This window comes from Streptomyces mabaensis (genome assembly GCF_053763515.1).
In genome coordinates, this window is record NZ_JBSOPZ010000001.1 from 297,922 (window position 1) to 317,582 (window position 19,661).

Here is a 19,661-nt window from a genome sequence, read left to right on the forward strand (position 1 = left end):
GGGGTCATCGCGCTGTTGCGGATTGGGGGCTCGCCCGTGAGCGGACTGCCGGGCAATGAGCGTGTGGTGGCGGGCCGGTACCGATTGCTCACCCCACTCGGCCAGGGCGGCATGGGCGTCGTCTGGCGGGCCCGTGACGAGGTGCTGGGCCGCGAGGTCGCCGTCAAGGAGGTCCGTGCCCCGGCCGGCCTGGCGGCCTCCGACGAGCAGCGGATGTACGCCCGGCTGGAGCGCGAGGCGTGGGCCACGGCCCGTATCTCGCACCGCAACGTGGTCACCGTCTACGACGTGGCGACCGAGGACGGCCGCCCCTGGATCGTGATGGAGCTGGTGCGCGGGCTCGCGCTCTCCGAGGTGCTGGAGGCGGAGGGCCCCATGGCACCGCCGCGCGCCGCGCTCATCGGCGCCGAGGTGCTCGCCGCGCTGCGCGCCGCGCACGAGGCGGGCGTACTGCACCGGGACGTCAAGCCGGGCAATGTGCTGGTCGCCAACGACGGACGGGTGGTGCTCACCGACTTCGGCATCGCGACGGTGGAGGGCAGCTCCGCGCTCACGATGACCGGCGAGGTGGTCGGCTCTCCCGAGTTCCTCGCCCCGGAGCGCGCGCTGGGCCGCAGACCCGGCCCCGAGTCGGATCTGTGGTCGCTCGGTGTACTGCTGTACGCGGCGGTGGAGGGCAGTTCGCCGTTCCGTCACGACACCCCGCTGAGCACGCTGCGGGCCGTGGTCGACGACGAACTGCCGCCGCCGCGCCGGGCCGGGCCGCTCACCCCCGTACTCGAGGGACTGCTGCGCAAGGACCCGGCGGACCGGCTGCCGGCCGACGAGGCCGAGCGGATGCTGCGGGTCGTCGGGGCCGGCGGCGCCCCGCGGGCCACTCCCCCACCGCCCTCCCCTGGTCCGTACGGGCCGACGGTCACGGCCGCGACGCCTCCGGAGAACACCCCCCGGCTCCCGCCGCCCCTGCCGTACGGGGCCGGCGGACCGGCCACCACGCGCGCCACCACGAACAGCACCACCGCCGCGCAGGACCGCTCCCGGCGCGCCGCCCTCGTTCTCGCCGCCGGGGTGCTCGCGCTGCTCCTGGCGGTCGGCGGCATCGCCTGGGTGCTGGTCAACGGCATGGGCGGTGACGGCAACAGCGGTGGTACGACGGGGACTTCGGGCCGTACGACCGGCGGGACGCCCGGCGGCGCCGACACCGGGAGCACGACCGCGGGCACACCGAGCGATTCGGGCGACCCGGGCGGTACGGGCGGCACGCCCAGCGGCACCGGCACCCCCACGGACGGCGGCGGCCACACGTCCAGCCCGCCGCCCGCGCAGACGGTGGAGGTGCGTCTCCTGGCCGTACGCGGCAGTTACACGGGGGCCTGTCCACCGCCGGAGGCGGAGGCCCCGGCCTTCACGGCGACGATCACGGTGGGCCGTACGCCCGCCACGGTGGAGTACCGCTGGGCGACCAGAAGCGGTGAGACGTCGGACGGTGGCTGGAAGACACTCCCCTTCGCGGCGGGCGGTGGCCGGACGCAGCAGGTGAACTACACCGAGCTGACGTACAAGGAGGGGGAGGCGCACCGCGACGAGATCTGGGTGGAGACCCGGAAGCCGGTCAAGGCGAAGTCCGACGCGGTGGAGTTCACGGTGACCTGTGCGGAGGAGACCCCGACGGGCGGGGCCCCCTCGTCTTCCTACTCGCCGGACGCGGTCACCCCACAGCCGTGAGGACGGGCAGGTAGCCGCCCGACTGTCCGGCCGAGGTGGGGTGGTAGGACTCGGCGATGTTCAGCCAGTTGACGCTGTGCAGCCAGGCACTGCCGGAGCAGATCTCGTGCCCGGTGAAGGTGGGGACGACGTCGCCGAAGGTGAAGCCGTGGTCGGCGGCGCGCTTGGCGGTGGCGCTGTTGAGATGGTCGGCGGCGCTGTTGATGGCGGCGCGTTCCCTTTCGGTGAGCCCGGCGACGCAGGTGCCGCTGAGCTTGTAGAAGCGGGGGTATCCGAGGACGACGACGTGGGCCGCGGGTGCCTTGGACCGGATCGCCGAGTAGACCTGGTCGAGCTTGCCGGGCAGCGTCGTGTCGACGTACCGGCGGGCTTCGTTGATGCGGTTGATGCAGTTGGTCTCGGACTGCAGGACGCAGGTGGTCATCACGTCGGAGAATCCGGCGTCGTTGCCGCCGATGGTGATGCTGACGAGGTCGGTCGCGGCGCTGAGCGGGCCGAGTTGCCCGGCGAGAACATCACCCGTACGAGCGCCGGAGCAAGCGGTGAAGTGGAAGCTGGAGGGTGAGTGGGCGGCTGCCCAACGGGCCGGATAGGCCCGGGTGGTGCGCTTGCAGTTGCCGCTCGCGCTGTCGTAGTTTCCGGCGCCGAGACCGGAGGAGTACGAGTCGCCGAGCGCCACATAGGGCCCGGGAGCGGCCTGTTGAGCTGCTTGCGCCGGGCCCGCCCCAGTGAGGGCCGCAACGCCGGCGAGGAGGAGTGAGGATGAGAATGCCGCGAATCGGGACAGTTTCATGGAACCTCCCTTAGCAGGATCTCTGCCACATCTGTCGTACCAAGACCCATGCAGTACGGGAAGTGTCCATGCCAAAACACGCGGAGCCAGTAACCCTCGGAATGCCCCTCAGTGACGGGCCGATGACGTCTCGTCAACTCTCAGCGGGCTCCACATGTCGTTCACATCTTGACGACCGCTCACACTCTGCGCGACATTGAAGCCCGGCATCAGGCGCGTCGGGGGGCAAAGTCGCCAATGCAGACGATCAGTGGCAAGTCAGGGCCAGCAGGGCGTCACGCCCTGCCGCTGCCCGCGCTCCTGCTCGCGCTCGCCGGAGCCGGCACTCACCTCTTCTTCCTTCAGGCTCTTCTTCCTTCCGGCGCTTCACACGCCCATGAAGGAGGGGTCAAAAACACAGAAAAGACAGAAACGTGAGACCTCGGGGCAGGTCTTGCCATACAGTCCCAATCATCAATACCGTCGTACATCCACCCGCATCGGACCATCATGCAAAGCGGCTCAGGGGAGGGCTCTAGCGTCGCGATGGGATCCGGGGCGGGGCGGCAGGGGGGTGCCGTGTCCGGTCACCGACGTACGCCACGTCGTGGGCCGCGCGGCCGTTTTCGCCAGCTCACCCGAACCGTACGGTGTGCCATGCCGTCATGACCGGGGTGAGAAACCCCCCTTTCGAACCGGACACTCATCCGGACTGCCCGGGGGCGGGCAGTCCACCGGACGAGAGGGAAAAGACTCATGAGCTCATTCCTTCGCCCTGCGGTTCCGGGGCCAGATCCGTTCGTCCTGACGTCGCCGCTGGGCGGCCGCTCCTCCGAGACCGTGATCGGCCGAATACCCGGCCAGTACCGCCCGGTCTCCTCCCACCTCGCCATCACGCCACCGGTGAGCGTCGTGATTCCCGCCATGAACGAGGCGGAGAATCTTCCGTACGTGTTCAAGACCCTGCCCGACTGGATCCACGAAGTCGTCCTCGTCGACGGGAATTCGACGGACGACACAGTGCAGGTCGCAAGAGACCACTGGCCTGACGTCAAGGTCGTGAAGCAGCGCGGAAAAGGCAAGGGCGATGCGCTGATCAGCGGATTCGCCGCCTGCACGGGCGACATCATCGTGATGGTCGACGCGGACGGTTCGGCGGACGGCGGCGAGATCGTCTCCTACGTCTCCGCACTCGTCGGCGGAGCCGACTTCGCCAAGGGCTCCCGTTTCGCCAACGGCGGCGGTACGGACGACATGACACCGGTCCGCAAGCTGGGCAACCGGGTGCTGTGCGCGGTGGTCAACGCCAAGTTCGGCGCGCGCTACACCGATCTGTGCTACGGCTACAACGCGTTCTGGCGGCACTGCCTCGACAAGATCTCGCTCGACTGCACCGGGTTCGAGGTCGAGACGCTCATGAACATCCGCGTCGTCAAGGCCGGGCTGAGAGTCCAGGAGATCCCCAGCCACGAGTACCTGCGGATCCACGGCGTCAGCAACCTGCGCGCCGTACGCGACGGACTGCGCGTCCTCAGGGTCATCCTCAGGGAACAGGGGAACCGCCGCCGGCGCGGGCGGCTCACCCCGGCGATCGCCGTCAACGCGGGCAGCGCGGGCCGAGGAGAGCTGTCTTGACGGACGCCGGCGGTGCGGACATCTCCGTGGTGATCTGCGTCTACACCGAGGACCGCTGGGAGGACATCCTCGCGGCGGTCTCCTCGGTGCGGTGCCAGTCCCGGCCGGCGCTCGAGACGCTGGTGGTGGTGGACCACAATCCGGCACTGCTGGAGCGGCTCGGCAGGGAGTACGCCGGAGGGACGGTGCGGGTGCTCGCCAACGCCGGTCCGCGCGGCCTGTCCGCGGGCCGTAACACCGGTATCGCCGCCGCCAGGGGCTCGATCGTCGCGTTCCTCGACGACGACGCGGTCGCCGAGCGCGACTGGCTCCGCCACTTCGCCGCCGCGTACGCGGATCCCCGCGTGATGGCGGTCGGCGGCCGGACCGTGCCGGTCTGGGCCTCGCGCCGCAGACCGGCCTGGTTCCCCGAGGAGTTCGACTGGGTCGTCGGCTGTACGTACCGGGGGCTGCCGGAAGGCAAGGTGCGGGTCCGCAACGTACTCGGCGGGAACGCCTCCTTCCGGAAGGCGGCCTTCGACGCGGCCGGTGGCTTCGCGACGGGCATCGGCCGGGACGGCGACAGACGGCCGCTGGGCGGCGAGGAGACCGAGCTGTGCATCCGGCTCGGCAGGGCGCTCCCGCACGCGGTGCTGCTGATCGACGACCGGGCGGTCATCCACCACAAGGTGCCGCCGGCGCGGGAGCGGTTCGGCTACTTCCGCACCCGGGCCTACGCGGAAGGCCTGTCCAAGGCGCTCGTGACCCGCAGTGTGGGCGCGGACAAGGGACTCGAGTCCGAGCGCCGCTACACCACGCGGGTGCTCCCCGCGGGCGTGGCGCGCGGCCTGCGCGACGCCGTGCTCGGCCGCCCCGGCGGCGCGGGCCGGGCGGGCGCGATCGTCACGGGGGTGGCGGCCGCGGCGGCCGGCTATCTGCTGGGCAGCGCCCGCGCCCGCCGGGAAGGCACGACCTTCACGGCGGAGCCCATCGCACTGCGCGAGGCGCCGCACGGGGTGGCGCGGGAGCTCCCGGCACGGGAGCTCCGGTCTCCGGCCGGAGGGATCCGCGAGCGGGAGGGCGACGCCGCATGACGGTGCCCGTGCCGGTGCTGATGTATCACTCCGTCGCCCACGACCCCGCGCCCGCGACCCGCGGGCTCTCCGTCGCCCCGGAGGCGTTCGCCGAGCAGATGGACCTGCTCGGCGAACGGGGCTTCACCCCACTCACCACAGCCCAACTGGCCAACGCCTGGCGCTCCTTCGAAGCGCTGCCGCCGCGGCCCGTGCTGATCACCTTCGACGACGGCTACGAGGGCGTGCACCGGCACGCCCTCCCCGCCCTCGCCAAGCACGGCTTCGCCTCGACCCTCTTCGTCTCCACCGGCTGGCTGCGCGGCCCCGACGACTGCGGCGGCGCGCTCGACACCATGCTCGACTGGCACCAGGTACGCGAACTCGCCGCGGCCGGCGCGGAGATCGGCGGCCACAGCCACACCCATCCGCAGCTGGACCAGCTCGCGGACCACCGGCTGGACTTCGAGGTCCGGCGATGCCGGGAGATCATCGCCGAGCGGCTCGGCGAACCCCCGGCGTCGTTCGCCTACCCGTACGGCTACTCCAGCCGGCGGGTCCGGCGTACCGTACGCGCCGCCGGGTACGCCCAGGCGCTCGCAGTGGGCAACGCTCTCGCGCGGCGCCGCCAGGGCCCGTACGCGCTGGAGCGGCTGACGGTCCGGCGCCGCACCGGCATCGAGGAGTTCGAGCGGCTGGTCGAGGGCCGGGCGATCACCCGGAACTTCGCCCGCGACCGGGCCCTCACCAAGGGGTACGCCCTGGTCCGCGCGGTCCGCCGGGCCCGGCCGGCCCGCCCGCGGCCGGAGGAGTGATCCCACGAAACCTGGGTGCAAAGGATCACGCCGTGCCGGATCATGGGCGCCATGTCTGCCAACCCTCATGACGCGCTGCCGATCCGGCTCAACGTCGACGACAGCGATTCACCGTCCGATGTCGTCGACGCGCTGTTTCTCGGCCGCTTCGCGACGGGCGAGCAGCCGTACTCCCACAGCTCCTCGATCGACCGGGTCAGGTCCGGTGCGACGCTGCTGCCGCCGGCCGCGAAGGTGCTGCGTTCGGCGCGCGACGACGACCGCAGCGCCACCCTCGCCGAGGGCGAGGGCTGGACCCTGCTCGTCTCGCGCTGGAACCGCGGCGCCGATGTGACGGTGACCGCGGTCAGCGACATCCTGGCCGAGACGGTGCTGAAGCAGGCGACCGACGGCGCGCAGGACGAGCCCGAGCCGCAGCCCGAGAACGTCACCATGGGCTTCTGGTACGTCTCGCCGCGTCGCGGCCCGCACCGCACCACCCGGCAGATCGCCGCGGGTACCTGGGCCGAGGTCCGGCCCAACTACACCGCGCCGGTGGCCGAGGCGATGGACCGGCTGATGAAGGTCACCCCCGACGACATCGCGGGCCGGCTGCTCCTGCTGCACGGCCCGCCGGGCACCGGCAAGACCTCGGCGCTGCGCACGCTGGCGCGCTCGTGGCGCGACTGGTGCCAGGTCGACTGCGTACTGGACCCGGAACGGCTGTTCAACGACGTCGGCTATCTGATGGACATCGCGATCGGGGAGGACGACGGTACGGCGAAGGGCCGTTGGCGTCTGCTGCTCCTCGAGGACTGCGACGAACTGATCCGCGGCGAGGCCAAGCACACCGCGGGCCAGGCCCTGTCCCGGCTGCTGAACCTCACCGACGGGCTGCTCGGGCAGGGCCGCAACGTCCTGGTGGGGGTCACGACCAACGAGGACCTGGAACGTCTCCACCCGGCGGTCGTCCGCCCGGGCCGCTGCCTGGCCCGGATCGAGGTCGGCTCGCTGACGCACCGCGAGTCGGTGGACTGGCTCGGCACGGACGAGGGCATCGGCCGCGAAGGCGCGACCCTGGCGGAGCTGTACGCCCTCCGCCGCGGCACGGGCCCGGCCTCGGTCCCGTCCCAGAACCCGGGAGCGGACGCGGGCCTGTACCTCTGAGCCGCGCCGCCAGCAGCCCGCGACGCGAACCGCGCACCGCCCGCGGCCGAAAACCGCGGCCTGCCCCACGGTCCGAAGCGGCCCGCCCGAGTCCACGGCGCACGGCGCAACGCGCCGCCGACGGCGGTCCGGGGCCGGGCCCACGGTCCGGGGGCCGTAACGCGCGGCGGGCGCGGCCGGAGACCGGCGGTCTACCCCACGGTCCGAAGCGGGCCCGCCCGAGTCCGGACGCACCGCGCAACGCGCCGCGCAGCGGGCAGCCCGAGGGCCGGGCCCACGGTCCGGGCCCGAGTCCGGTACGCACGGCGCAACACGCCGCGCAGCGGACGCGCTGGGGGCCGGGGGCTTGGCCCCGGTTCGGGAAGGTTGGGGTCCCCCCGGACGGAGTCTGGGGGAAGGGTAGGGGAACTTCCCCCCGGCCCTCACCTCGCGTATGCCGCCCGCAGCGCGTCCTCCACCGCCGCCCGCGCCGCGTCCCGGTCGAGTCCGAGGCGTACCGCACGCTCCGCGTACGCCCGCGCCGCGGCCGCCGCCTCGCGGTCCGCCGCGTCGCCCGCCGCCGCGACGAACGTTCCGTTCCGGCCGCGCGTCTCGATCACCCCGTCCGCCTCCAGCGCGCGGTACGCCTTGGCCACCGTGTTGGCCGCGAGACCGAGTTCCTCGGCCAGCCCGCGCACGGTCGGCAGCTTGTAGCCGACGGGAAGCCTGCCCGAGCGCGCCTGCCCGGCGATCTGGGTACGCAGTTGCTCGTACGGAGCGGTCCCGGCGGCTGGGTCAATGGAGATCTTCAAGGTCACAGGCCGATTCTCCCCCACCTCCCGATAATGAGGGGCGACCTTGGCCGGCTCGCGCGTAACGTGCGGCCCATGACTGTGATCGTCCGTGACTTCCGCCCCGCCGACGCCGAAGGGGTGGTCCGGGTACGACGCGCCGCCCTCCCGTTCATGGTGACCACCCTCGAAGGCATCGCCTTCGACGTCGCGAGCGCCAACCCCGCCAAGCGGTACCGGCTCCTGGTCGCCGAGGAGGACGGCGAGGTGATCGGCACGGCGCAGGCCGGCATCGCGTACGACAGCAATGAGCCGGGCCAGTCCTTCGTCAATCCGTACGTCCATCCGGAGCGCCGCGGCCGGGGCGCGGGCTCGCTGATCCTGCGTACCGCCGAGGAGTACCTCGCAGCGGCCGGAGCCACCGCCGTGTACTCCTGGGTGCTGGACGAGCCGCCCTTCCGGGCCTTCGCCGAGCGCCGCGGCTACCGCCCGAGCCGCCCGGCCCACTTCCTGCGGCTCGACCTGGCGAACGGCACGCTGCCGCCGCTGCCCGAGCCGCCGCCGGGTGTGGAGCTGCGTACCGCCGCGGACTTCGCCGACGACCCGCGCCCCCTCTTCGAGGCCGACGCCGAGACCACCTCCGACGAGCCCAGCGACGTGGGCGCGGAGTTCACGGACTACGCGGACTGGCTCAGCCACACCTGGAACAACCCGTCCCTGGACCGCGAACTGACCTCGGTCGTCGTGGTGGACGGGGAGGTGGCCGCGTTCAGCGCCGCGGAGACCGACGGTCTCACCCGCTACTCGTCGGCCATGACCGGCACCCGCCGCGCCTTCCGCGGCCGGGGCCTGGCCAAGCTCGCCAAGAACACCTCCCTGCACCGGGCCAGGGCGGCCGGCTACACGGAGGCGTTCACCGGCAACGATGCGGACAACGGTCCGATGCTCGCGATCAACAAGTGGTTCGGCTACACGATCTCGGCGACCGAGGTCCGGCACGTCAAGCAGCTGGGCGGTGACAGCCGATGACCACTGGGCTGACCGTCGCTCTGGTCAAGGCCGGGCGTACGAAGATCCGTTACCCGGCCACCCTGATCGCGGACGACGGCGACCGCGTCACGGTCCGCGCCCCGTGGGCCGCCGAAGACACGCGGGACTTCGGCTTCGTCCGGTTCGAGCCGGGCGATGTGTTCACCGAGCACTTCTGGCGCGCGCGGTGGTACGCGGTGAAGGAGGTCCGCTCGGGGGACGGGACGCTGAAGGGCTGGTACTGCGACGTGACCCGGCCCGCCGTCGTCCGCGGCGACGAGCTGGTGGTCGAGGACCTGGACCTCGACCTGTGGGTGTCGGCGGACCGGTCGTCCGTCCTGCGCCTGGACGAGGACGAGTTCGAGGCGAGCGGCCTGACCGCCCGCGACCCGGAGGCGGCGGAGCAGGCCCGCCGCGCCCTCGACGCCCTCGAACTCCTGGCACGGCAGGACGGCTTCGACCAGCTGCTCAGCTGAGCCGGGCGGGCAGGGCTCAGATCACCTCGCCCTGCTCCCCCGCTCCGGGTCGTACGCGACGGCGTCCCCGTCCTCGTGCCAGTGCACCACGAACCGGTCACCGGCGCGGTACGCGTCGAGCCCCGCACGGCAGTACACGACGATGTCGTCCGGGACCAGGGCGATGACCCCGACCACGGGCGAGCCGGTGACGAACACCCGCCCACAGCCGCGTCGGTCACGGCCTGCACGGCGGTCACGTCTGCCGCGGTGGCGGGGCGGATGTCGTCGGTCATGCGGCTACGCTACGACGGCGTCGCAGGACCAGCTTCTTCAGCCAGGGCCAGGCCAGCAGGACCACGATCACCGCGTAGACGGTCACCGAGAAGGACGTGTTGACCAGGCCCGTCACGCTGCCGTCGCTGATCTGCAGCGCGCGCCGCAGCTGCTGTTCGGCGGCCGGGCCGAGGATGACGCCGATGACCGCCGGCAGCACCGGCAGTCCGTACCGCCGCATCCCGAACCCCAGCAGGCCGATGAGCAGCAGGATCACCAGGTCCAGGGCCTCGCCGCCGACCGCGTACGCGCCGACCGCCGCGAAGAAGAGGATGCCCGCGTAGAGGTAGGGGCGCGGGATGCGCAGCAGCTTCGCCCACAGGGGGGCCAGCGGCAGGTTGAGGGCAAGCAGCAGCACCATGCCGACGAAGAGGGAGGCGATCAGTCCCCACACCAGGTCGGGTTCGCGGGAGAAGAGCAGCGGGCCGGGCTGGATTCCGTACTGCTGGAAGGCGGCGAGCATGACCGCCGCGACCGCGGTGGTCGGCAGGCCCAGGGTCAGCATGGAGACGAGGGTTCCGGCGGCCGAGGCCGACGCCGCGGACTCCGGGCCCGCGACGCCTTCGATCGCTCCGCGCCCGAACTCGTCTTTGTGCTTGGACAGCCGCTTCTCGGTGACGTACGACAGGAAGGTCGGGATCTCCGCGCCGCCGGCCGGGATCGCGCCGAACGGGAAGCCGATGAAGGGGCCGCGGAGCCAGGACTTCCAGGTGCGCCGGACGTCGGACCTGCCGAGCCAGGGGCGGCCGACCGGGATCGCTTCCCCGGTCGAGCGGCGCAGGTGCGCGGCGACCCACAGCGCCTCGCCGATCGCGAAGAGGCCGACCGCGACGATCACCACGTCGATGCCGTCGGCGAGTTGGAGCGAGCCGAAGGTGAGGCGCTGCTGTCCGGTCATCTGGTCGAGGCCGACGAGGCCGATGGTGAGGCCGATGAGCAGGGAGGCGGCGCCGCGGATGCGGGAGGAGCCGAGGACGGAGGTGACGGCGATGAATGCCAGCACCATGATGGCGAAGTAGTCGGGCGCTCCGATGTCGACGGCGAGCGAGGCGACGGTGGGGGCGAGCGCGACCAGCAGGATGGTGCCGATCATGCCGCCCGCGAAGTGGCCGATGGCGGCGGCCGCGAGGGCTTGCGCGCCACGTCCGGCGCGGGCCATCGGATTGCCTTCGATGGCGGCGACGACGGCCGCGCTCTCGCCGGGGGTGTTGAGCAGGATGGAGGTGGTGGAGCCGCCGAACATGGCGCCGTAGTAGATGCCGGCGAACATGATGAACGCGCCGGTGGGTTCGAGACCGTACGTCACCGGCAGCAGCAGGGCCACCGCCATGGCGGGGCCGATGCCGGGCAGGACGCCGATGGCCGTACCGAGGAGGACGCCGAGCGCGGCCCAGAGCAGGTTGACGGGGGTGAGGGCGGTACCGAAGCCGTCGAGCAGGGAGTTCAAGGAGTCCATGTCACAGCGCTCCCATCAGCGGGCCGCCGGGGAGCGGGACACCGAGCAGGTTGTTGAAGACGACATAGGTGAGCAGGGAGAGCCCGGCCGCGATGAGCGGGTCGCGGTCCATGCGGCGACTGCCGAGGGCATACGCGGAGCCCCAGAAGAGCAGCGCCCCGGAGACCGGGAAGCCGAGCGGGCCGATGAGGACGGCGTTGCCGAGGAAGACTCCGGCGAGCAGCAGGACGGTCCGCCAGTCACCGGGCTCGGAGAGGTCGATGTCCTCGCCGCCCTCGGCCTCGCCGCGGCCGCCGCGCAGGACGTCGACGGCGAGCAGTGCGGCGACGAGCAGGAGCGCGACGGCGACGACGACCGGGACTGTCTTGGGGCCGACGGGGCCGCGCTGGGCGATGTCGACGGTCATGGTGAGGGCGTCGGTGAGGACGAGGACGCCGAGCACCAGCAGCAGGACGCTGACGCCGAGTTCGGAGTGTTCGCGCAGCCATGAGGTGTGGCGCGGGGCGGGGGTCTTGTCTGCGGTCGCGTCGATGGCGCCGGTGGGGCCGGTGGTGGCGCCGGCCGCGCCCGTCGCGTCGATGCCGCCGGTCGCGCCGGTCGCGCCGATGCCGCCGGTCGAGTCGGGGGTCACAGTCCCAGCTCCTTCAGTACCGTGTCGACACGCATGTCCTGGTCGGCCAGGAAGTCGCCGAACTCGTCTCCCGTGAGGAAGGCGTCGTCCCAGCCGTTCTTCTTCAGCGACTCCTTCCACTGCGGTGAGCCGTGGAGCTCTTCGACGAGCGCGATGAGCTTGTCCCGCTCCGCATCGGAGAGTCCGGGCGGCGCGACGATGCCGCGCCAGTTGGTGAACTCGGTGTCGAGCCCCGCCTCGCGGAGGGTGGGGGCGTCGAGTCCGGGGACGCGTTCGGGCCCGGTGACCGCGAGCAGCCGCAGCTCCCCCGACCTGATCTGGTCGAGGTACTCGCCGACGCCCGAAACGCCGAAGGCGACCTTGTTGCCGAGGATGGAGGCGAGGAGTTCACCGCCGCCGTCGAAGGGGATGTAGTTGACGGTCTTGGGGGCGATCCCGGCCGCCTGCGCCATCAGCATGGGGGCGAGGTGGTCGGGTCCGCCGGGTGAGGACCCGCCGCCGACGGGGAGCTTGCCGGGGTTCTTCTTCCAGGCGTCGAGCAGCTGCCCGATGGTCCGGTAGGGGGAGTCCTTCGAGACCACCACGATGTCCTGCTCCTCGGTGAGCCGGGCGATCGGGGTGGTGTCCGACAGGGTCTTGGGCGCCTTGTTGGTGTGGACGGCGCCGACGACACCGAGCCCCATGGACATGGCGAGCTTGCCGTTGCCGTGCTCGCCGACGAGGCGGGCCAGTCCGACGGTGCCGCCGGCGCCGGGCAGGTTGAACACCTCGATGTTGTGGGTGAGGCCGGCGTCCTCGGCGTTCTTGGCGGCGGTACGGGCCGTGATGTCGTACCCGCCGCCGGGAGTGTTCGGGACCATGAAACGCAGGCCGGGGATCTGCGTGCCGGTGCCGGCGCCGCTGCCTGTGGTGAGCAGCGGTGGTCCGACGAGCACGAGCAGCGCCGCCCCGAGCAGGGCGAGGGGAGTGCGCAGGCGCACGTGTGCCACCACCTGTTCGTACGGGAGAGTGTGTGAGGTGGCCCACATGTTGCCTGGGTGTTGAGAAGCTGTCTCTCTTCCGCAATCAACGGACGTTGTGGTCGTTGTGGTCGCGCCTTAGCCTGTCGCGGTGACAAAGGTGCTGGTGGTGGACGACGACTTCATGGTCGCCAGGCTGCACAGCCGCTATGTGTCCGCGACGGAGGGGTTCACGGTCGTCGGGGTGGCCCACAGCGGCGGCGAAGCGCTGCGCGCGGCGGCCCAGGTGCGCCCCGATCTCGTACTCCTGGACGTCTATCTGCCCGATATGGACGGGATCGAGGTACTGCGCGAGCTGCGCGCGGCGGAAGAGCGGGAGGGCAGGCCCAGTGTCGACGCGCTGTTCATCACCGCCGCCCGGGACGCCGGGGTCATCCGGGCGGCGCTGCGGGCCGGGGCCCTGCACTACCTGATCAAGCCGTTCAACCAGGCCGCCCTCCAGGAGCAGCTGCGGCACGTCGCCTCACTGCGCTCGCGGCTGGACTCCCTGGGCGAAGCGCGCCAGGAGGACGTCGACCAGATCTTCGGGACGCGGCCGCCGGGCTCGCGTGAGCTGCCGAAGGGCCTCGCGGCGCACACGGCGGTCCTGGTAGAGCGCACGCTGCGCGAGCACGCGGACGGCCTCTCGGCTTCGGAGTGCGCGGAGGCGGGAGCGCTGTCGCGGGTGAGCGCGCGCCGCTACCTGGAGTACTTCGCGGACACGGGCCGGGCCGAGGTGCGGCTGCGGTACGGGGGGACGGGGCGCCCGGAGCGCCGCTACCGCTGGATCGGCTGAACGCCCGCCTGCCCGCCGCTCGCGCTACGGTTCCTGCCATGCCCCGATCCATGTCCCGATCCACGCAAGCCGAACGGTCCCCGGTCACCGCGGACGACGTCGGCCACGCCGTCCGGCTCGCTGTCACCACGCTCCGGGAGGCGCCTGCGGCGGCCTGGGACGACACGGCCGGCTCGTTGGAGTGGACGTGCTGGGAGACCGTCGAGCACCTCAGCGACGATCTCTTCGCGTACGCGGTGCAACTGGGCCCCCGTACCCCGCCGTTGACCGGCGAAGTCCCCTTCGTATGGGAGAGCCGGCGGCCCGGCGGCCCGGCGAACTCCATCCACGCGGACCGATCGGCGGGGCCGGAGGGGCTGTTGCAGGTCCTGGAGGCGAGCGGCGCGCTGCTGGTCGCGATGGTGCGTACGACACCGCCGCATGTCCGCGCGTACCACGGCCACGGCATCTCGGACCCGGAGGGCTTCGCCGCGATGGGGATCGTGGAGACCTTGGTGCACACGCACGACCTGGCCGAGGGACTCGGCCTGACCTGGACCCCGCCCGCCGGCCTGTGCGCGAGGGTGCTCGCCCGCCTGTTCCCGGACGCCCCGGCTGGCACACCCCCGTGGCCCACCCTGCTGTGGGCGACCGGCCGCACCGAACTGCCCGGCCACGCGCGCCTGACGACGTGGCGGTGGTACGGGGAACCTCGGCCGGACGGCGGTCCCCGATGACGTGAGGCCCGACGTCCTCGGGACCCGTGGCGGTGGGGCCGCGGGGCGGCCGTCCGTCACCGCGCCCGCTCGAACACCGATATGGTTCCGACCAGTTGTGTGCGAGGCAGCAGAGCGCTACGGGAGTCGGGAACGTGCAGACGGGTGCGGGGACGGGTGCGGGGATGTTCCAGCCGCTTCAGGACGACGATCCGCGCACCGCCGGGGAATACATCCTTCAGGCGCGGCTCGGCGCCGGGGGCATGGGACGTGTCTACCTCTCCCACACACCCGGCGGAAGGGCCGTCGCCGTGAAGGTGATCCGCCCCGAACTCGCCGACGACCGCGACTTCCGCGACCGGTTCCGGCAGGAGGTCGCCAACGCCCGCCGCGTCCAGGGCGTGTGCACCGTACCCGTCCTCGACAGCGACGTCGAAGGGCCCATGCCCTGGCTCGCCACCGCCTATATTCCGGGCCCCTCCCTGGCTGAGGCCGTCAAGGAGAACGGGCCGCTGCCCAAGGAGACGGTACTGCTGCTGACAGCGGGTGTGGCCGAGGCGCTCCAGGACATCCACCGCGCCGGGATCGTGCACCGCGACCTCAAGCCGTCGAATGTGCTGCTCGCTCTCGACGGGCCCCGCGTCATCGACTTCGGGGTGGCGCGCGCCGTGGACGCCACCTCCCTCACCCACACCGGATCCGCCATCGGGACACCCGCCTTCATGGCGCCCGAGCAGGCACTCGGCGGGGAGATCACCGGAGCGGCCGACGTGTTCGCGCTCGGCCAGATCACCGCCTTCGCCGCCACCGGCGTGGGCGCCTTCGGCGACGGGCCCTCACACGGGGTGCTGTACCGCATCGTGCACGAGGAGCCGCAGCTCGGCGAACTCCCGGATTATCTCGTCGAGTTGGTGGCCGGATGTCTGCCCAAGGAGCCGGCCCGGCGGCTGACCCCGGCCGACGTCATACGCCTGTGCGCTGCCGCCGACCCGAAGGGGCTGCGCCGCGTCGAGAGCTGGCTGCCCGCGTCGGTGGCGGGGCAGCTCGCGCAGCACGCGGTGCGCGAGCCGCAGCCACGGCCGTCCGTGCCGCAGCCGTCCGGGGCGCAGACGATGGCCCTGCGAGTCCCCCGCCAGGGCGCCGTGAGTCAGCGAGACGCTTCCCGTGGGCCGGGCGTAACCGGCGGTGAGTTCGGTGCACCGGCCCCTCCCGCTCCCGCCGCCCCGGGCGTCGGCGGCCACCCCGGCGGCGCGTTCGCCGGAACGGCCGCGCCCGGTGCTGCGGCCCCCCACGCGGGCGTCGCAGGCGCCGCGCTCTACTCCGCGCCGACCGGTCCCGCCGCCGCGCGGCCTGCACCGCGGCGTCGTACCAAGCAGTGGGGGCTGGTCGCCGGTGGGGCGGTCGTCCTGACCGCGGTCACCGTGACCGGCGCCCTGTTCCTGTCCGGCGTCCTGCGCCCCAGTGAGCCGGCGGATGGCGCGAGTGGACCGGCCGGCCAGCCCTCGAGCCCCACGGCGGAGCCGCAACCGACCGGTTCCGGCCGGCCGTCCGCATCGCCGTCGAAGAAGCCCACGGCGAAGGCGCGCCCTTCCTCATCCCCGACCCGCACTGCCCCGCCCGCCTCCGCCGAACCGGCCACGTCCCAGACGTCGGACGCCTCCCGCAAGCCGACCGCGCCGGCCGCCGCCCAGCCGACGAGCGTCACCTACACCGGCATTCGCATGACGGCGAGCCGCGACCTGTACCTGGGAGACCGCCCCGTACGCGCCAAGGCCGACACGGGCACCACCGACGAGGACTTCACCTACAGCGTCTACTCCTCCGGCGCCGTGGTGGCGCCCGGCTCCACCAGCCGGAGCCAGCTGACCCGCTTGGCTCCCCGCGCCGCGGGGACGTCGGATGCGTGCCTCGCACAGACCGGCAGTGAGAAGTACGTGTGGGTGAGAGACCTCGCTGTCGGCGACCGGATGTGCGTGATCAGCGGAACCGGCCACGTGGGCCTCATCACCTTCCGCGGCACGGCACCCTCGCCGGACACCACGGACCACATCACGGTCGACGTCAAGATCTGGCGCAACGCGGTGGACCCGGTGGGCGGCTGAACCAGCCGGTCCCCGATCAGCCGTACCCCTCACCCCTGAGACAGTGCGGTGGCCCGTGGAACGGTGAGAAAGGCGTGGGCAGCGACGTACGGCTACGGTGTACGCCGCACCTGGTCCCACTCTCGGCGACATGCCATGATCCCGCCACCAGGGAAGGGGGAGGCATGCTTCCGTACGTCGGCATTGCTGTCGGCTTGATTGCGCTGCATGCGGGTTTCTTTGGATCGGCAGCACTCCGCTGGGGATGGCTGCTGCCCTGGGAGCGTCGGCACATCCTCCGCACGCGTCTGTACGGCTGGGGAGAGCTGACGATTGCTGCCGCGCTTATCGTCTATTGGTTCGGCGGCGTGCTCCCCAGGAACACAGCCATTCGCGACGGGGCCATCGCGGTCGCGTTGCTTGGCTTTCTACTGACCATGCAAGCGCGCCGCGCGCCGCACAGCCGCGAGAGGCGGGCGGGCGGTGACATCAACGGCTGACACCAACAGCGGCGGATCGGTACGGCCCTCGGCGACCTGTCACCTCCCACGCACAGCGAGTTGCCGCGGGCCCCTGCGGGAGCTAGGGGCTGTCCCGTTCGGCCAGCAAGCCGTCAGGGCCCATCGTGTAGAACTGGGGCGGCCCCATCGCTTCCCCGGCCCTCCGCAACTCCACTTCCTTCTCGGCGGGGTCGGGACCGTTCGGGTCCCGCACGCGAAAACCATGGAGCTCGATGCTGTCCGCGTCAACGTCCCCGGGCTCCGGCATGCCCTCCTGGACGAAGCCGCAGAGTGCCCGCAGCGCGTCTTCGCCAAGCTCCAGAGGATGGAAGGGCAGGGCGTACGGCTCCTCTTCCTCACCCGGCCACGGAATGACGTCCGGCGGACGGTCCCCGGCCCAGTAGGGAAGTTCGAAAGGGAGCGGTTCCCCGATGTTCTCGATGATCCCGTAATCCGGTGACAGGCTCAGAGACCGGATGAGACGTCCGTCCTCCCATACAGCGAACGCCAACCAGTCGACCACGCTGTGCATGGCGTGCAGGACCAACCGTCGGCCGGCACTCGCCGCGACGAGGTGCCCGGGGAGCTGTGACGGGGAATCGATCATCAGGCGCCGATCGCAGACGATCTCTACGCCGGGCCAGCTCGCCGCATAGGCCGTTCCATCCGGTGGATACACGCCCTCGTACAGGTCCGAGCCATCACTCTCCTCGATCTCGCAGCTCGGATTAAGACGCCGCATCATGACGGACGTCTGCTCCAAGTCCGCCGCTCCCACCTGCCGCAGTAGGCCGGGCACATCGCCGTCGGCGTACACGAGCAGACCGGTCTTGGCTCCCAAGGCCCCTCCCCAAAAGCAATGCTCAATTCGTCGCTGCACCGTCGTTCGACCTGCGAAACCCAGGTCGCCAAGATTCCCGGCAACGCCGAGGCCGGACCGTACCGCTGTCCCTGCTGCGGGTTTATCACCTTGGCTGAGCGTGGGGCGAGGACGAGCACGATGCCGACGAGGTCCGCGGCGGTCCGAACCACGACCTGAGCTTGCGGCAGGCCCGCCAGAACTTCAAGGCGATCGGGGCGTGCAACGAGTACTGCGCGCAGTTCGTACGCGACCCGTCGCCCGAGGAGCACCCTGACAGCGGAACGCCGTTCGGAACGGGCACCCTCTACTCGTGGTCGTGACATCAACGGCTGACATGTCATCTCGGGGTGAAACGACGGGCTATATGCGCTTCCAGGAGATGCACCGCCATCTCGTGACGCCGCTGGAAGGCCAGGTGGAGTGGGTTAGACCGTCTCGGGACGGCTGTTCGGGGTCTGCACCGTAAGCGAGGAGGACTGCGGTACACGCAGCTTCCAGGGGCTGACCGGACAGCGAGCAGCCGGCCCGCACGTTGGCGGGCAACAGGGGAGCCACACGGGGAGCCACCCGAGGCGACAACCGGCGGATTCTCCTGGACGACTACGGACGACCGCATGCCTGAAGTCCGAGGTCCGGGGCGGGCGATCGGCGCCCTACCTACCTGAGGGCCGTCTTACCGTCGTCTTAAAGGGACCATAAGGATCTCCTTCACCCCGTTCCAGCAGGCTGTTTCGGGGTTTCGGGCGGCTAGCTTGCTGATCGTCGGGGCGGGTTCCGGTCCGTCGGTGCCGTTCTTCGGGGGGCGGCGCCGGCGGAGCGGATTCCGTCCCGCCTCACCGCACTTGTGCCGCCGTTGAAGGAGAACCCCCATGACCGCTCGCCGCACGGCCACCGGCATCGCCGCTCTCGGCTTCGCGCCGCTCGCGCTCGCCGGCCTCGCTGCCGGGCCCGCCGCCGCCCACGGGTCGATGACCGACCCGGTCAGCCGGGTGTCGGCCTGTTTCGCGGAGGGGCCGGAGAGCCCGAAGTCGGCGGCGTGCAAGGCGGCCGTCGCGGCGAGCGGAGCGCAGGCGTTCTACGACTGGAACGAGGTCAACATCGCCAATGCCGCGGGCAGTCACAAGTCGCTGATTCCGGACGGCAAGCTCTGCTCCGCGGGCCGGGACAAGTACAAGGGGCTGGATCTGCCGCGGGCCGACTGGCCGTCGAGCAAGCTGTCCTCGGGCGCGCACACCTTCCGCTACAAGGCGACCGCCCCGCACAAGGGGTCCTTCGAGCTGTACGTCACGAAGGACGGCTACGACCCGTCGAAGCCGCTGAAGTGGTCCGACCTGGAGTCGCAGCCCTTCGCGAAGGCCACCAACCCGAAGCTGGAGAACGGTGCGTACGTCTTCGACGGGACCGTTCCGGCGAAGTCCGGCCGGCACCTGATCTACAGCATCTGGCAGCGGTCGGACAGCCCGGAGGCCTTCTACACCTGCTCCGACGTGGTGTTCGGCAAGGACACCGGCGGGTCGGGTTCCGGGGGTGGCTCCGGTGAGAGCGGTGAGGCCGCCCCGGCGCCGGTGCCGACTGCCTCCGCCCCCACCGAGGAGCAGATCGAGGACGGCACCGACGACTCCACCGTGGACCACGGCGGCCACGGCGGCGACGAGCACGGCAACAGTGCCGAGCCGAGCGCTCCCGCCACGGACGCGACCGAGAAGGCGGCGACCGGCAACCAGCCGGCCGCCAACGGTCCCGCCACCCCGGCCGCCGACGGCGAGAACCTCGCCAAGACCGGCGGCGACAGCACCACCCCCGTACTCGCGATCGGTGGCGCGGCCGCCCTCGCCGTCGGGGCCGCGGTGCTGTTCGCCTCGGTCCGCCGGAAGGCCGTCACGGGCGGGCGTCACACCCGCTGAGGC

At 71.7% G+C, this 19,661-nt stretch carries 19 protein-coding genes and 1 pseudogene; 13 read left to right on the forward strand and 7 right to left on the reverse strand.

What is annotated here, in order from left to right; all coding sequences use genetic code 11:
* Window positions 1-36 precede the first annotated feature (36 nt).
* A complete protein-coding gene (locus tag ACWV17_RS01420; RefSeq protein WP_455358111.1) occupies window positions 37-1,725 on the forward strand; it encodes a serine/threonine-protein kinase in 1,689 nt (562 codons plus the stop codon).
* Here the strand turns inward: ACWV17_RS01420 and ACWV17_RS01425 are convergent.
* Entirely contained in the window at window positions 1,709-2,518 is an 810-nt protein-coding gene (locus tag ACWV17_RS01425) for an SGNH/GDSL hydrolase family protein (RefSeq protein WP_455358112.1), read from the reverse strand. The genes ACWV17_RS01420 and ACWV17_RS01425 overlap by 17 nt on opposite strands.
* Window positions 2,519-3,253: 735 nt before the next feature.
* Between ACWV17_RS01425 and ACWV17_RS01430 the strand changes: the two genes are divergently transcribed.
* Genes ACWV17_RS01430 through ACWV17_RS01445 form a run of 4 tightly spaced genes read left to right on the forward strand, consistent with a single transcriptional unit; the run spans window position 3,254 to window position 7,145 of the window.
* Window positions 3,254-4,132, forward strand: a complete 879-nt coding sequence (locus ACWV17_RS01430) for a glycosyltransferase family 2 protein (RefSeq protein WP_455358113.1) — start codon at window positions 3,254-3,256, stop codon at window positions 4,130-4,132.
* Window positions 4,129-5,205 (forward strand): glycosyltransferase family 2 protein, encoded by a 1,077-nt coding sequence (locus tag ACWV17_RS01435; protein ID WP_455358114.1) that lies wholly within the window; start codon window positions 4,129-4,131, stop codon window positions 5,203-5,205. Before ACWV17_RS01430 ends, ACWV17_RS01435 begins: the two co-directional genes overlap by 4 nt.
* Window positions 5,202-5,999 (forward strand): polysaccharide deacetylase family protein, encoded by a 798-nt coding sequence (locus ACWV17_RS01440; RefSeq protein WP_455358115.1) that lies wholly within the window; start codon window positions 5,202-5,204, stop codon window positions 5,997-5,999. Before ACWV17_RS01435 ends, ACWV17_RS01440 begins: the two co-directional genes overlap by 4 nt.
* A 51-nt stretch (window positions 6,000-6,050) precedes the next feature.
* Window positions 6,051-7,145, forward strand: a complete 1,095-nt coding sequence (locus tag ACWV17_RS01445; protein ID WP_455358116.1) for a DUF5925 domain-containing protein — start codon at window positions 6,051-6,053, stop codon at window positions 7,143-7,145.
* Between the two features lie 422 nt (window positions 7,146-7,567).
* On the opposite strand, the gene ACWV17_RS01450 is transcribed toward ACWV17_RS01445, so the two are convergent.
* Window positions 7,568-7,942, reverse strand: a complete 375-nt coding sequence (locus ACWV17_RS01450; protein ID WP_455358117.1) for a GntR family transcriptional regulator — start codon at window positions 7,940-7,942, stop codon at window positions 7,568-7,570.
* A gap of 69 nt (window positions 7,943-8,011) precedes the next feature.
* Between ACWV17_RS01450 and ACWV17_RS01455 the strand changes: the two genes are divergently transcribed.
* Window positions 8,012-8,944, forward strand: coding sequence for a GNAT family N-acetyltransferase (locus ACWV17_RS01455; protein ID WP_455358118.1), 933 nt, complete (start codon window positions 8,012-8,014; stop codon window positions 8,942-8,944).
* Window positions 8,941-9,420, forward strand: coding sequence for a DUF402 domain-containing protein (locus tag ACWV17_RS01460; RefSeq protein ID WP_455358119.1), 480 nt, complete (start codon window positions 8,941-8,943; stop codon window positions 9,418-9,420). The genes ACWV17_RS01455 and ACWV17_RS01460 overlap by 4 nt, the downstream gene beginning before the upstream one ends.
* A gap of 21 nt (window positions 9,421-9,441) precedes the next feature.
* Here the strand turns inward: ACWV17_RS01460 and ACWV17_RS01465 are convergent, their stop codons facing one another.
* The 4 genes from ACWV17_RS01465 to ACWV17_RS01480 all read right to left on the reverse strand — a co-directional run bounded on the left by ACWV17_RS01465 (window position 9,442) and on the right by ACWV17_RS01480 (window position 12,802).
* Window positions 9,442-9,618, reverse strand: a complete 177-nt coding sequence (locus ACWV17_RS01465) for a hypothetical protein (RefSeq protein ID WP_455358120.1) — start codon at window positions 9,616-9,618, stop codon at window positions 9,442-9,444.
* 73 nt (window positions 9,619-9,691) lie between these two features.
* Window positions 9,692-11,191, reverse strand: coding sequence for a tripartite tricarboxylate transporter permease (locus ACWV17_RS01470; protein WP_455358121.1), 1,500 nt, complete (start codon window positions 11,189-11,191; stop codon window positions 9,692-9,694).
* 1 nt (window position 11,192) lies between these two features.
* Window positions 11,193-11,723 (reverse strand): tripartite tricarboxylate transporter TctB family protein, encoded by a 531-nt coding sequence (locus ACWV17_RS01475; RefSeq protein ID WP_455358146.1) that lies wholly within the window; start codon window positions 11,721-11,723, stop codon window positions 11,193-11,195.
* Between the two features lie 95 nt (window positions 11,724-11,818).
* On the reverse strand, window positions 11,819-12,802 hold the full coding sequence (locus ACWV17_RS01480; RefSeq protein ID WP_455358147.1) for a Bug family tripartite tricarboxylate transporter substrate binding protein: 984 nt from the start codon (window positions 12,800-12,802) through the stop codon (window positions 11,819-11,821).
* A 130-nt stretch (window positions 12,803-12,932) separates the two neighbouring features.
* Between ACWV17_RS01480 and ACWV17_RS01485 the strand changes: the two genes are divergently transcribed.
* From ACWV17_RS01485 to ACWV17_RS01500, 4 genes are all read left to right on the forward strand, one after another.
* Window positions 12,933-13,616 carry a response regulator gene (locus tag ACWV17_RS01485; protein WP_455358122.1) on the forward strand — a complete coding sequence of 228 codons (684 nt, stop codon included), beginning with the start codon at window positions 12,933-12,935 and terminating at the stop codon, window positions 13,614-13,616.
* Between the two features lie 50 nt (window positions 13,617-13,666).
* Window positions 13,667-14,332 carry a hypothetical protein gene (locus ACWV17_RS01490; protein ID WP_455358123.1) on the forward strand — a complete coding sequence of 222 codons (666 nt, stop codon included), beginning with the start codon at window positions 13,667-13,669 and terminating at the stop codon, window positions 14,330-14,332.
* A gap of 164 nt (window positions 14,333-14,496) precedes the next feature.
* The gene (locus tag ACWV17_RS01495) at window positions 14,497-16,413 is read left to right on the forward strand and encodes a protein kinase domain-containing protein (RefSeq protein WP_455358124.1); all 1,917 of its coding nucleotides are present in this window, start codon (window positions 14,497-14,499) and stop codon (window positions 16,411-16,413) included.
* A gap of 164 nt (window positions 16,414-16,577) precedes the next feature.
* Window positions 16,578-16,892 (forward strand): hypothetical protein, encoded by a 315-nt coding sequence (locus tag ACWV17_RS01500; RefSeq protein ID WP_455358125.1) that lies wholly within the window; start codon window positions 16,578-16,580, stop codon window positions 16,890-16,892.
* 82 nt (window positions 16,893-16,974) lie between these two features.
* On the opposite strand, the gene ACWV17_RS01505 is transcribed toward ACWV17_RS01500, so the two are convergent.
* The gene (locus ACWV17_RS01505; protein WP_455358126.1) at window positions 16,975-17,709 is read right to left on the reverse strand and encodes a DUF6928 family protein; all 735 of its coding nucleotides are present in this window, start codon (window positions 17,707-17,709) and stop codon (window positions 16,975-16,977) included.
* 176 nt (window positions 17,710-17,885) lie between these two features.
* Here ACWV17_RS01505 and ACWV17_RS01510 point away from each other — a divergent pair.
* Both ACWV17_RS01510 and ACWV17_RS01515 read left to right on the forward strand, forming a co-directional pair.
* A pseudogene (locus ACWV17_RS01510) lies at window positions 17,886-18,074 on the forward strand (CPCC family cysteine-rich protein); the annotation flags it as partial.
* A 549-nt stretch (window positions 18,075-18,623) separates the two neighbouring features.
* The gene (locus ACWV17_RS01515; protein WP_455358127.1) at window positions 18,624-19,658 is read left to right on the forward strand and encodes a lytic polysaccharide monooxygenase auxiliary activity family 9 protein; all 1,035 of its coding nucleotides are present in this window, start codon (window positions 18,624-18,626) and stop codon (window positions 19,656-19,658) included.
* Window positions 19,659-19,661: the final 3 nt, after the last annotated feature.

Coding starts and splice junctions, on each gene's coding strand:
- ACWV17_RS01425 (WP_455358112.1), bottom strand. CDS start 2,518: ATGAAACTGTCCCGATTCGCGGCATTCTCATCCTCACTCCTCCTCGCC.
- ACWV17_RS01430 (WP_455358113.1), top strand. CDS start 3,254: ATGAGCTCATTCCTTCGCCCTGCGGTTCCGGGGCCAGATCCGTTCGTC.
- ACWV17_RS01440 (WP_455358115.1), top strand. CDS start 5,202: ATGACGGTGCCCGTGCCGGTGCTGATGTATCACTCCGTCGCCCACGAC.
- ACWV17_RS01445 (WP_455358116.1), top strand. CDS start 6,051: ATGTCTGCCAACCCTCATGACGCGCTGCCGATCCGGCTCAACGTCGAC.
- ACWV17_RS01455 (WP_455358118.1), top strand. CDS start 8,012: ATGACTGTGATCGTCCGTGACTTCCGCCCCGCCGACGCCGAAGGGGTG.
- ACWV17_RS01460 (WP_455358119.1), top strand. CDS start 8,941: ATGACCACTGGGCTGACCGTCGCTCTGGTCAAGGCCGGGCGTACGAAG.
- ACWV17_RS01470 (WP_455358121.1), bottom strand. CDS start 11,191: ATGGACTCCTTGAACTCCCTGCTCGACGGCTTCGGTACCGCCCTCACC.
- ACWV17_RS01490 (WP_455358123.1), top strand. CDS start 13,667: ATGTCCCGATCCACGCAAGCCGAACGGTCCCCGGTCACCGCGGACGAC.
- ACWV17_RS01495 (WP_455358124.1), top strand. CDS start 14,497: ATGTTCCAGCCGCTTCAGGACGACGATCCGCGCACCGCCGGGGAATAC.
- ACWV17_RS01500 (WP_455358125.1), top strand. CDS start 16,578: ATGCTTCCGTACGTCGGCATTGCTGTCGGCTTGATTGCGCTGCATGCG.
- ACWV17_RS01515 (WP_455358127.1), top strand. CDS start 18,624: ATGACCGCTCGCCGCACGGCCACCGGCATCGCCGCTCTCGGCTTCGCG.